The organism is Aeromonas sp. QDB63, from assembly GCF_027707425.1.
Classification (GTDB): domain Bacteria; phylum Pseudomonadota; class Gammaproteobacteria; order Enterobacterales; family Aeromonadaceae; genus Aeromonas; species Aeromonas caviae.
Genome location: NZ_JAPCIS010000009.1, coordinates 57,051 through 67,386 on the forward strand (window position 1 = coordinate 57,051; position 10,336 = coordinate 67,386).

At 57.2% G+C, this 10,336-nt stretch carries 11 protein-coding genes and 6 tRNA genes; all 17 read left to right on the forward strand.

Annotated features, from left to right (window positions below):
• The first annotated feature begins 492 nt into the window (after positions 1-492).
• The 17 genes from PG879_RS08495 (at position 493) to PG879_RS08575 (ending at position 10,333) form a co-directional block, all read left to right on the forward strand.
• Complete coding sequence (locus PG879_RS08495; RefSeq protein ID WP_010672869.1) at positions 493-2,049, forward strand: cytochrome ubiquinol oxidase subunit I; 1,557 nt, start codon at positions 493-495, stop codon at positions 2,047-2,049.
• 12 nt (positions 2,050-2,061) lie between these two features.
• Positions 2,062-3,198 (forward strand): cytochrome d ubiquinol oxidase subunit II, encoded by a 1,137-nt coding sequence (cydB, locus tag PG879_RS08500; RefSeq protein WP_041211015.1) that lies wholly within the window; start codon positions 2,062-2,064, stop codon positions 3,196-3,198.
• Positions 3,199-3,212: 14 nt separating this feature from the next.
• Positions 3,213-3,329, forward strand: coding sequence for a cytochrome bd-I oxidase subunit CydX (cydX, locus tag PG879_RS08505; protein ID WP_005331536.1), 117 nt, complete (start codon positions 3,213-3,215; stop codon positions 3,327-3,329).
• The gene (locus PG879_RS08510) at positions 3,316-3,627 is read left to right on the forward strand and encodes a cyd operon YbgE family protein (RefSeq protein ID WP_039039483.1); all 312 of its coding nucleotides are present in this window, start codon (positions 3,316-3,318) and stop codon (positions 3,625-3,627) included. The genes cydX and PG879_RS08510 overlap by 14 nt, the downstream gene beginning before the upstream one ends.
• A 286-nt stretch (positions 3,628-3,913) precedes the next feature.
• The gene (gene ybgC / locus PG879_RS08515; protein WP_010672872.1) at positions 3,914-4,321 is read left to right on the forward strand and encodes a tol-pal system-associated acyl-CoA thioesterase; all 408 of its coding nucleotides are present in this window, start codon (positions 3,914-3,916) and stop codon (positions 4,319-4,321) included.
• Positions 4,311-4,997: a protein TolQ gene (gene tolQ / locus PG879_RS08520; protein WP_010672873.1), complete on the forward strand. Its 687-nt coding sequence runs from the start codon at positions 4,311-4,313 to the stop codon at positions 4,995-4,997. The genes ybgC and tolQ overlap by 11 nt, the downstream gene beginning before the upstream one ends.
• On the forward strand, positions 4,997-5,443 hold the full coding sequence (gene tolR, locus PG879_RS08525) for a protein TolR (RefSeq protein WP_010672874.1): 447 nt from the start codon (positions 4,997-4,999) through the stop codon (positions 5,441-5,443). The genes tolQ and tolR overlap by 1 nt, the downstream gene beginning before the upstream one ends.
• A 5-nt stretch (positions 5,444-5,448) precedes the next feature.
• Positions 5,449-6,579: a cell envelope integrity protein TolA gene (tolA, locus tag PG879_RS08530; RefSeq protein WP_042014603.1), complete on the forward strand. Its 1,131-nt coding sequence runs from the start codon at positions 5,449-5,451 to the stop codon at positions 6,577-6,579.
• Positions 6,580-6,671: 92 nt separating this feature from the next.
• On the forward strand, positions 6,672-7,997 hold the full coding sequence (gene tolB, locus PG879_RS08535; protein WP_010672876.1) for a Tol-Pal system beta propeller repeat protein TolB: 1,326 nt from the start codon (positions 6,672-6,674) through the stop codon (positions 7,995-7,997).
• Between the two features lie 48 nt (positions 7,998-8,045).
• Positions 8,046-8,570 carry a peptidoglycan-associated lipoprotein Pal gene (pal, locus tag PG879_RS08540; RefSeq protein ID WP_010672877.1) on the forward strand — a complete coding sequence of 175 codons (525 nt, stop codon included), beginning with the start codon at positions 8,046-8,048 and terminating at the stop codon, positions 8,568-8,570.
• 157 nt (positions 8,571-8,727) lie between these two features.
• The gene (gene ybgF, locus PG879_RS08545; RefSeq protein ID WP_210600071.1) at positions 8,728-9,537 is read left to right on the forward strand and encodes a tol-pal system protein YbgF; all 810 of its coding nucleotides are present in this window, start codon (positions 8,728-8,730) and stop codon (positions 9,535-9,537) included.
• Between the two features lie 174 nt (positions 9,538-9,711).
• Positions 9,712-9,787 (forward strand) — tRNA-Lys (locus PG879_RS08550).
• Positions 9,788-9,819: 32 nt separating this feature from the next.
• A tRNA-Val gene (locus PG879_RS08555) sits at positions 9,820-9,895 on the forward strand.
• 48 nt (positions 9,896-9,943) lie between these two features.
• Positions 9,944-10,019, forward strand: a tRNA-Lys gene (locus tag PG879_RS08560).
• A 19-nt stretch (positions 10,020-10,038) separates the two neighbouring features.
• A tRNA-Val gene (locus PG879_RS08565) sits at positions 10,039-10,114 on the forward strand.
• A gap of 48 nt (positions 10,115-10,162) precedes the next feature.
• Positions 10,163-10,238 (forward strand) — tRNA-Lys (locus tag PG879_RS08570).
• Positions 10,239-10,257: 19 nt separating this feature from the next.
• Positions 10,258-10,333 (forward strand) — tRNA-Val (locus PG879_RS08575).
• The last annotated feature ends 3 nt before the right edge of the window (positions 10,334-10,336 follow it).

The following is a 10,336-nucleotide window of genomic DNA, read 5'->3' on the forward strand; positions in this document are numbered from 1 at the left end:
GTGTTTTTACTGGGTTTAAATTGATTTTTGGATGAGCCTGGCCATTTATTGAAATAATCGAGATGCGAGGGCTTTATTTCCGGGGTTACGTATTTGTTTAACAGAATTGAAACTATTTCGGTATGTCATAAAATTGATTTAAATCAATTATTTACGGGTTGGTGTTTTTTGTGATGAAGCTCCCATAATTAATGGGAAAAGCCCTATAAGTTACCTTGAAAAAACATGTATTGAGGGTGGTTTTACATTGATTTCAATCAAATAAAGGTGATATAAAACAGCGATCATTATAGGCGGGAATAGAACCCTGGTTATTGTTTATTAGATGTTAAACATTAGCTTTTTTTGTTCCTGTATATTGCCTTGTTGTTAATGTGGTGGCAGTCGAATCCGGTCAGACCGCGAGGGGTGACCGACCGTTCGGGGACTTCCAATGGAAGCTTTGTCCTTAAAACTTAAAATAGCCGTGCCAATAATCGGTGAGGAAACATCATGATTGCTGAGCATGTGGTAGACCTATCGCGGTTCCAATTTGCTGCGACGGCCCTTTATCACTTCCTGTTTGTACCCTTGACGCTGGGGATGGCCTTCATCCTGGCGATCATGGAGTCTGTCTATGTGATGACCAACAACACAGTGTACCGGGACATGACCAAGTTCTGGGGCAAGTTGTTCGGTATCAACTTTGCCCTCGGGGTTACCACCGGGCTCACCATGGAGTTTCAGTTCGGTACCAACTGGGCTTACTACTCCCACTATGTCGGCGACATCTTCGGGGCCCCGCTGGCCATCGAAGGCTTGATGGCCTTCTTCCTGGAGTCCACCTTCGTCGGTATGTTCTTCTTCGGTTGGGATCGTCTCAGCAAGCGCCAGCACCTGGCGGCTACCTGGCTGATGGCGCTCGGGACCAACCTTTCCGCACTCTGGATCCTGGTCGCCAACGGCTGGATGCAGAACCCGGTGGGTGCCGAGTTCAACTTCGAATCCATGCGCATGGAGATGGTGAGCTTCGCCGACCTGGTGTTCAACCCGGTTGCCCAGGTCAAGTTCGTCCACACCGTGGCGGCAGGCTATACCACGGGCGCCATGTTCGTGCTCGGGATCTCCTCCTATTACCTGCTGAAGAATCGTGATGTGGCGTTCGCTCGTCGCTCCTTCGCCATCGCGGCCGCGTTCGGCATGGCCTCCATCCTCTCCGTGCTGGTGCTGGGTGACGAGTCCGGCTACGAGACCGGGGAAGTACAGAAGGTGAAACTGGCGGCCATCGAGGCCGAGTGGAACACGGAGCCGGCTCCGGCATCCTTCACCCTGTTCGGGATCCCGAACCAGGAAGAGATGCGCACCGACTACGCCATCAAGATCCCCTATGCCCTCGGCATCATCGCCACCCGTTCCCTGGACGGTCAGGTAACCGGTCTCAAGGATCTCAAGAGCGAGCACGAGCTGCGCGTGCGCAACGGCATGACCGCCTACGACCTGCTGACCAAGCTGCAATCCGGTGACAAGTCCGACGATACCCGCGCCCGCTTCGACGAAGTGAAGCAGGATCTGGGCTACGGTCTGCTGCTCAAGCGTTACACCCCCAACGTGACCGACGCCACCGACGAGCAGATCAAGGCCGCCGTGGATGACTCCATCCCGCAGGTACTGCCGCTGTTCTTCGCCTTCCGCATCATGGTCGCCTGCGGCATCCTGATGCTGGTGCTGATCGGTCTGGCCTTCTATGACAGCACCCGCCACAAGATCGGCGAGCGCAAGTGGCTGCTCAAGGCGCTGCTGTACGGCATCCCGCTGCCCTGGATCGCCATCGAGGCGGGCTGGTTTGTCGCTGAATACGGTCGTCAACCCTGGACCATCGCCGAGATGCTGCCGACTTATGTCTCTGCATCCAACATTCCTGCGTCCGAGATCTGGTTCTCTCTGATCGGGATCTTCCTGTTCTACACCGTACTGCTGATCATCGAGATGTACCTGATGTTCAAGTATGCGCGCCTGGGCCCAAGCAGCCTGAAGACGGGCAAGTACCACTTCGAACAGAGCAAGGCATAAGGAGAGTGACCCATGTTTGATTACGAACTGTTGCGTCTGGTCTGGTGGGTGCTGGTCGGCGTGCTGCTGATCGGGTTTGCCATCACCGACGGTTTCGATATGGGGGTGGGCGCCCTGCTCCCCTTCGTCGGCAAGAAGGATGTGGAGCGTCGCGTGATGCTCAACACCATGGGGCCGCACTGGGAAGGCAACCAGGTCTGGCTGGTGACCGCCGGTGGTGCCCTGTTCGCCGCCTGGCCCATGGTCTATGCGGCGGCCTTCTCCGGCTTCTACATCGCCATGATCCTGACCCTGATGGCGCTGTTCTTCCGTCCGGTCGGTTTCAAGTACCGCTCCCTGCAGGAAGATGCCAAGTGGCGCTCCAACTGGGACTGGGCTCTGTTTGCCGGTAGCGCCATTCCCCCTGTCATCTTCGGGGTGGCGTTCGGCAACCTGCTGCAGGGTGTACCGTTCAGCTTCAACCAGTTCCTGATGATGACCTATCACGGCAACTTCTTCGGTCTGCTCAATCCGTTCGGTCTGCTGGCCGGTCTGGTGAGCCTCTTCATGATCATCACCCAGGGTGCAACCTGGCTGATGATGAAGACCGAAGGTGAAGTGCTGGCGCGCTCTCGCACCGCCGCCATGATCTTCTCCCTGCTGACCCTGGTGCTGTTCGCCCTGGCCGGTGTCTGGGTGAGCGGCATGGATGGTTATGTGATTGTGGGCTCCGTCGCCACCGACGCCGTCACCAACCCCCTTCACAAGGAAGTGGTGGTGCAGGCCGGTGCCTGGATGCAGAACTACAACCTCTATCCCTGGATGATTGCCGCACCCGTTCTGGGTCTGGTGATGTGTCTGCTGACCGCCGTGGCGGCCAAGCTGGACAAGGGTTGGGTGGCGTTCCTGTTCTCCTCCTTAGGCATCGCCGGCATCATCCTGACCGCGGGCTTCTCCATGTTCCCGTTCGTGATGCCCTCGAGCCTCGAGCCGTCCCAGAGCCTGACCATGTGGGATTCCACCGCCTCCTTCAACACCCTCAAGGTGATGACGGTAGTCGCAGTCGTCTTCGTGCCGACCGTGCTGGCTTACACCATCTGGACCTACATCAAGATGTTCGGCCGGGTGAGTAACAAGCACATCGAAGACAACCAACAATCGCTCTACTAAGAAGGTGCCCTGATATGTGGTATTTCACCTGGATCCTGGGGCTGCTGCTGGCCTGTGCGTTTGGGATTATCAATGCGCTCTGGCTGGAGCACACCGAGAACCTGGATCGTCAGATTGATGAAGACAAGTGACAGGCTCGCCCGGCTGGCCGCTCCTCTGGAGCGCCAGCCATGGCAAGGTCTGATGCTGCTGGCGGCGGCCCTGCTGGCTGTCGCCATCTTGCAGGCGCCCAACCTGGTCGCGGCCAACACCAGTGAGCACGGCCTCTGGCTTGCGCCCTGGCTGATGTGGGCGGTCTGTTGCGGTGTCATGCATGGACTGGGGTTTCACCCGCGCAGCCTGGTGGGTCGCGTGCTGTTCTTCCCCTGGCTCGCCCTGCCCAGCCTGCTCTGCGGGCTCTGGCTGACCAGCAGCTACTACCTGCCATAAATGATGAAGGAGGTCGGCATCAGCCCACCTCCTTCTTCTTTTTTGACGGGCGTGCCGTCGCCCGGTCAGAGCAACCGAACCTCGCTTGTCACGCCGCTCGCAGCCACTTCTCTTTTCCGCTTTTCTTGCGATGCTGACAGCCCTGTGGTCTTCGGCCTGTCGGCGCCGCAGCACGCCATAAAAAACAGGAAGAGACGGGATTTCCCTGTCTCCCCCTGCTTCTTTCCTATTCAGCCCTGCGCTATGATAGCCCCCCATCTGACTGTCGAATGGATCACAGATTTTTATGGGGGAAGTCTCTGAGTTTCCGGTGCGTGTCTACTACGAAGACACGGATGCCGGAGGCATCGTCTACAACGCCAATTATCTCAAGTTTATGGAACGGGCCCGCACCGAATTCCTGCGCGCAGGCGGCATCGAACAGGATGTCCTGCTGCAGGCAGGGATCGCGTTTGTGGTGAGTCGCACCGAAATCGACTTCCGCGCGGCGGCCCGCTTCAATGAACTGCTGACCGTAATGACGCAAGTAACTGAAGTGAAACGCGCTTCCATGCGTTTTTCACAGCAGATCCTGGCGGCTGATGGACGGCTGATCACTCAGGCCATGGTACAGATCGCCTGTGTAAGTCATCCGCAAATGAAACCTGTTGCAATACCTGAAAAAATCAAGGGAGTGCTGTTAAGTGCACGCTGAAATTTCGTTTATTGGCCTGTTCTGGCAAGCCAGTCTGTTGGTGAAACTGGTCATGATGACCCTGATGGGCATGTCGGTCGTCTCCTGGGCGCTGATCATACAGCGCTCCAAGGCCATCAAGGCGGCCAACCTCGCCTCGGAGCAGTTTGAAGACAGATTCTGGTCCGGGGTCGACCTCAATCGTCTCTACCAGGAGTCCTCCTCCCGTCGTGACGACATCGAAGGCATGGAAGACATCTTCTACTCCGGCTTCAAGGAGTATGCCCGCCTGCTCAAGGCCGGTGCCCGCGGTCAGGATGCGGTGATGGACGGTACCTATCGTGCCATGCGCGTCTCCCTGTCCCGTGCAGTGGACGATCTCGAGTCCAACCTACCGGTCTTGGCGACCATCGGTTCCATCAGCCCCTATATCGGTCTGTTCGGTACCGTCTGGGGGATCATGAACGCCTTTATCGCTCTGGGTCAGGTTCAGCAGGCGACCCTGCAGATGGTGGCACCGGGTATCGCGGAAGCGCTGATCGCCACCGCCATGGGTCTGTTTGCCGCCATCCCGGCCGTTATCTTCTACAACCGCTTCACCAACAAGGTCGAACGGCTGGAAAACGCCTACGCCAACTTCATGGACGAGTTCACCACCATTCTGAACCGCCAAATCGCACAGCAGGGTGAGAAGTAATGCAAACCTATCAGCGGCTCAAACGCAAGAAGGTCGCCGAGATCAACGTGGTGCCCTATATCGACGTCATGCTGGTGCTGCTCATCATCTTCATGGCGGTCACGCCCGTGATCACGCAGGGGGTCAAGGTCGACCTGCCTCAGGCGGAGTCCGAGCAGTTGCCGGAAGACTCCAAGCCGCCTTTCATCGTCAGCGTCAATACCGAGGGTGAGTACGTCATCAAGGCCGGCGAGGCGGATGACGAACCCGTACCGAGTGGCACCCCAGAGGCGATGCAGCAGTACATCACCGAGAAGGCCATGGGCTATCTGGCCATCAACCAGAACGCACCCGTGGTGGTCGCCGGTGATAAGTCCGTGCGCTACGAGGAGGTGATCCTGCTGATGGTGGCCCTCAAGAAAGCCGGTGTGCCTCAGGTTGGTCTGATGACGGATCCGGTGAACTGACGGAGATGGATGTGAAGCGTGGTATTTCCGGTTATCTCGTCGCGTCGCTGCTGCTGCATCTGATCATCGGCATCATCCTGCTGGTCGGTGTCGACTTCAGCAAACCCAAGCGCCCCGAGTCCAAGGGACAGATCGTCAATGCGGTCATGATGGACAGCGAAATGCTGGAGCAGCAGATGCAGCAGGTCCAGCAGCAGAAGCAGGCCCAGCCCAAGGCTGCACAGCAGCAGAAAGACAAGGAAGACGCTGAGCGCGTCAAACGCGAGCTGGCACAGGAGCAGGAGCGTCTGCGTATCGCCGAGACCAAGCGCAAGCAGGCCGAAGAGGCGACCCGCAAGGCCGAAGCCGACAAGCAGAAGAAAGAGGCTGAACAGAAGCAGGCGGAAGAGAAGGCCCAGAAAGCCGAGGAAGCCCGCAAGCTGGAAGAGCAGAAGACCAAGAAGGCCGAAGCCGAACGCAAGGCGGCGGAAGAGGCCAAGGCGCTGGCGCTCAAGAAGAAAAAAGAAGAGCTGGAGAAGAAGCAGGCTGAAGAGAAGGCCAAGGCGGAAGAGGCCAAGGCCAAGAAAGCGGAAGCCGAGAAGAAGGCCAAGGCCGAAGCCGAGAAAAAGGCGAAGGCGGAAGCCGAGAAGAAAGCCAAGGCGGAGGCCGAGAAGAAGGCGAAGGAAGAGGCTGACAAGAAGGCAAAAGCTGACGCAGAGAAGAAGGCGAAGGCCGAGGCTGACAGAAAGGCCAAGATTGAGGCGGAGCGCAAGCGCAAGGCGGCCGAAGAGGCCAAGTTGCAAAAAGAGATGGAAGCCATGATGGAGCAGCAGCTGGCCGCCGAGGCCAATGCGCGCAGTCAGGCAGCATCGGCAGCCGCCAAGGGCGAAGTCGACAAGTATGCCGCCCTCATCAAGGCCACGGTCGAGCGCTACATGATTTTGGATCCCACCATGCGGGGCAAAACATGTACTATCGGTGTCAAGTTGGCCAGTAGCGGCTTCGTCATCTCGGTGGACAACGGTCAGGGTGATCCGGCGGTCTGCCGCTCCGGCAAGGCGGCGGTGCTGAAGGCCAACCAGTTGCCGGTGCCGAAGGATCCGGCGGCATTCGAGATGTTGAAGGAGTTTAACCTCAAGTTAGAACCGAGCATCTAAGCGTGATAGAACGGGGTCAATGACCGTGGTTGGCAGCATCTGCTGATAAAGGGATTTCACCTCTCATTTTTTTGGAACAGAGTATTTAAGCCATGATAAGAAAAGTGTTTTTTGCTTTGGTTGGCTGCCTTCTGCTAGGCCAGAGCGCTCAGGCGGCCTTGGACATCGTCATCACCGGCGGTATCGACAGTGCGCGCCCCATCGCCATCGCCCCCTTCAAGTGGGAGGGCAATGGCCAGTTGCCGCAGGATATCGCGGAAGTGGTCTCCAACGACCTGATGCGCAGCGGCAAGTTCAAGCCGCTGGCTCGTGGCCAGATGCCGCAGACGCCGAGCACCAGCGGCGAGATCAACTTCGCACCCTGGGCTTCCCAGGGGGTCGAAGCCGTGGTGGTCGGCTCCATCGCCGCCGTGGGTGATGGTACCTACAAGATCAACTTCGAGCTGGTCGACGTCCTGAAAGGCCAGCTGGCCAAGACCCAGGGCGGTGAAGCGAACGGTTACATCCTGGACAGCCGCATGGCGACCATCCCGGGTGCCCAGATGCGCCAGTTTGCCCACCGCATCTCCGACATCGTCTACGAGCGTCTGACCGGTGAGCGTGGCGCCTTCCTGACTCGTCTGGCCTATGTCTCCGTGCAGCAGGGCACCCAGTTCCCGTATCAGCTGCGGATCTCCGACTACGACGGCTACAACGAGAAGACCCTGCTGCGCTCCCGTGAACCCCTGATGTCCCCGGCCTGGTCGCCGGATGGCAGCAAGCTGGCTTACGTGAGCTTCGAGAACCAGAAGTCCGAGATCTATGTGCAGGACATCTACACCCAGCAGCGCAGTCTGATCACCAGCTTCCGTGGCATCAACGGTGCGCCGGAGTGGTCTCCAGACGGTCGTCGTTTGGCTATTGTTCTGTCCAAAGATGGGCAGCCTGACATCTATGTCGTTGATGTTGCTAGCAAGCAACTCACCCGAGTCACAAATAACCGTACCATCGACACCGAACCCTCCTGGATGCCGGACGGTCAAACTTTGCTGTTCACCTCTGAACGTGGTGGCAAACCCCAGATTTATAGCGTAAATTTGGCGACTGGCATGACTCGCCGGATGACCTGGGAAGGGGATTCCAACCAGGGGGCATCCATCACACCGGACGGCAAGTCCATGGTGATGGTGACCCGGGTTCAGGGACAATATCGCATCGCTCGCCAGGATATGGAAAATGGAGCCATGCTGGTACTGACCCAGAGTGCTCTGGATGAATCGCCAAGTGTGGCTCCCAATGGCAGCATGATCATTTATGCCACCATCTATCAGGGTCGTAAGAGTCTTGCATTGGTGTCGACCGACGGTCGCTTCAAGGCAGTGCTTCCGACCAGTAGCGGTGAAATTCGTGCACCAGCTTGGTCGCCCTTCTTGAATTGATAAAAATCGATTGTTTTTTGTTTTGTTATAAAGGTTTAAGGAAATAGCATGCAACTCAATAAACTGCTCAAGGGTCTGGCCATCGCACTGCCACTGTTCACCCTGGCTGCCTGTAGCTCCTCTTCCGACTCCGACGCCGCTGGCGCCGAGTCCGGCATGACCGACGGCATGGGCGGTGTACAAACCGGCGGCGCCAACGGCATGTTGTCCCCGGAAGAGCAGATGCGTCAGAAGTTCGAAGCGCTGCAACGCGACAACGTGATCTACTTCCCGTACGATGGTTACGACATTCAGGGTCAGTACGCCGACCTGCTGGATGCCCACGCCAGCTACCTGCGTGAACGTCCGAGCGTCAAGGTACTGATCGAAGGCCACGCCGACGAGCGCGGTACGCCGGAATACAACATCGCGCTGGGTGAGCGTCGTGCCAAGGCTGTTGCCAAGTATCTGCAAACCCTGGGTGTGCAGGCCGAGCAGCTCTCCATCGTCAGCTATGGCGAAGAGAAGCCGCTGGATCTGTCCCACACCGAGGAAGCCTTTGCCAAGAACCGCCGTGCGGTCCTGGTTTACTAAGGTTTGAGTCGAACGAAGTTCGTTTATATGCAAGCGGCCATTTCGATGGCCGTTTTATTTGCACTAAACGTCAAGGTTTGATCCGAATGAAATCTGTATCAGCGAGCGACTATGCGCTGGCCGTTTTATTTGCACTAAACGCTAAGGTTTGATCCGAATGAAATCTGTGTACAAGCAAGCTGGTGTTGCGCTGGCCGTGTTGGTTGCTTTGAATACGCAAGCGGCGGCACCCGTGAGCGATCTGAGCGGGGATTCTGGCAGCAGCGGCGTGGTGCTGAGCGGCAACAATGGTGCCATCGTACCGACCGGCAGCCTGGAAGACCGGGTTGCTCTGCTGGAGCGTACCCTCAACGCCCGTCTGCGTCTGCAGGCCGAACTGCAGCAACAGGTCGACTCCCTGCAAGGGGAGGTCTCCGAGCTGCGTGGTCAGCTGGAACAGCAGACCTACCAGATGGAGCAGTCCCAGGAGCGCCAGCGCCAACTCTACCAAGAGCTCGACAAGGTGGCCAACAGCCAGCCTGCCGCCGCGCCCGCAACACCTGCTGCAGGTGCTGCAACGCCTCCTGCCGCGGCTGCCAACTACTCCACCAACCAGGATGAGAACCAGGCCTACGACGCAGCCGTGAACATGGTGCTCAAGGAGAAGAACTACGACAAGGCCATTCCTGCCTTCGAAGGGTTCATCAAGCAGTTCCCGAACTCCAGCTATGTTCCCAATGCCCACTACTGGCTCGGCCAGCTGATGTTCAACAAGGGTGACAGGGCGGGGGCCGCGAGCCAGTTCTCCACGGTGGCGAACAAATACAGCAAGTCACCCAAGCGGGCCGATGCCCTGCTGAAACTCGGCATGCTCGCCCAGCTTGACGGTAAAAAAGCAGAGGCCAAGGCCTTCTATGAGCAGGTGATCAAGGGTTACCCCAACACCTCGCCGGCCCAGCTGGCCAAACAGAGTCTGGCCAAGCTGTGACATTGCTGCATGTCACTGTTTTCGTAACACTCTTGTAAAGAACTCTCTGCTTTGTATGCGCAGTGAACAATCAGATTTAATTTAAGATTTTTCTATTGCGCCAGGATGATAAATCCGTAATATAGGCCGCCGTCAGAGCCGGAGCAGTAATGCAGTCGGCACTGGTCGTGGTGAGGGTCGTTAGCTCAGTCGGTAGAGCAGTTGACTTTTAATCAATTGGTCGCTGGTTCGAATCCAGCACGACCCACCATTTCTTCACAGCAGGTGAAGACAATATTCCCAGGTCGTTTAGCTCAGCTGGGAGAGCACCTCCCTTACAAGGAGGGGGTCACTGGTTCGAGCCCAGTAACGACCACCATGTTGTAATGCTGGCCGCCACATGCGGTTGGTGAAAGGTTCAGGATGTGGGTCGTTAGCTCAGTCGGTAGAGCAGTTGACTCTTAATCAATTGGTCGTAGGTTCGAACCCTACACGACCCACCACTCTGAACACAGAATCCCAGGTCGTTTAGCTCAGCTGGGAGAGCACCTCCCTTACAAGGAGGGGGTCACTGGTTCGAGCCCAGTAACGACCACCATGTTGTAACACTGGCCGCCACATGCGGTTGGTGAAAGGTTCAGGATGTGGGTCGTTAGCTCAGTCGGTAGAGCAGTTGACTCTTAATCAATTGGTCGTAGGTTCGAACCCTACACGACCCACCACTCTGAACATTGAATCCCAGGTCGTTTAGCTCAGCTGGGAGAGCACCTCCCTTACAAGGAGGGGGTCACTGGTTCGAGCCCAGTAACGACCACCATGG

What these genes read in the sequence shown, in the direction of transcription:
- ybgF (WP_210600071.1), top strand. Translation starts at nt 8,728, where the DNA reads ATGAAATCTGTGTACAAGCAAGCTGGTGTTGCGCTGGCCGTGTTGGTT.
- PG879_RS08495 (WP_010672869.1), top strand. Translation starts at nt 493, where the DNA reads ATGATTGCTGAGCATGTGGTAGACCTATCGCGGTTCCAATTTGCTGCG.
- tolR (WP_010672874.1), top strand. Translation starts at nt 4,997, where the DNA reads ATGCAAACCTATCAGCGGCTCAAACGCAAGAAGGTCGCCGAGATCAAC.
- tolA (WP_042014603.1), top strand. Translation starts at nt 5,449, where the DNA reads ATGGATGTGAAGCGTGGTATTTCCGGTTATCTCGTCGCGTCGCTGCTG.
- PG879_RS08510 (WP_039039483.1), top strand. Translation starts at nt 3,316, where the DNA reads ATGAAGACAAGTGACAGGCTCGCCCGGCTGGCCGCTCCTCTGGAGCGC.
- cydB (WP_041211015.1), top strand. Translation starts at nt 2,062, where the DNA reads ATGTTTGATTACGAACTGTTGCGTCTGGTCTGGTGGGTGCTGGTCGGC.
- pal (WP_010672877.1), top strand. Translation starts at nt 8,046, where the DNA reads ATGCAACTCAATAAACTGCTCAAGGGTCTGGCCATCGCACTGCCACTG.
- ybgC (WP_010672872.1), top strand. Translation starts at nt 3,914, where the DNA reads ATGGGGGAAGTCTCTGAGTTTCCGGTGCGTGTCTACTACGAAGACACG.
- cydX (WP_005331536.1), top strand. Translation starts at nt 3,213, where the DNA reads ATGTGGTATTTCACCTGGATCCTGGGGCTGCTGCTGGCCTGTGCGTTT.
- tolB (WP_010672876.1), top strand. Translation starts at nt 6,672, where the DNA reads ATGATAAGAAAAGTGTTTTTTGCTTTGGTTGGCTGCCTTCTGCTAGGC.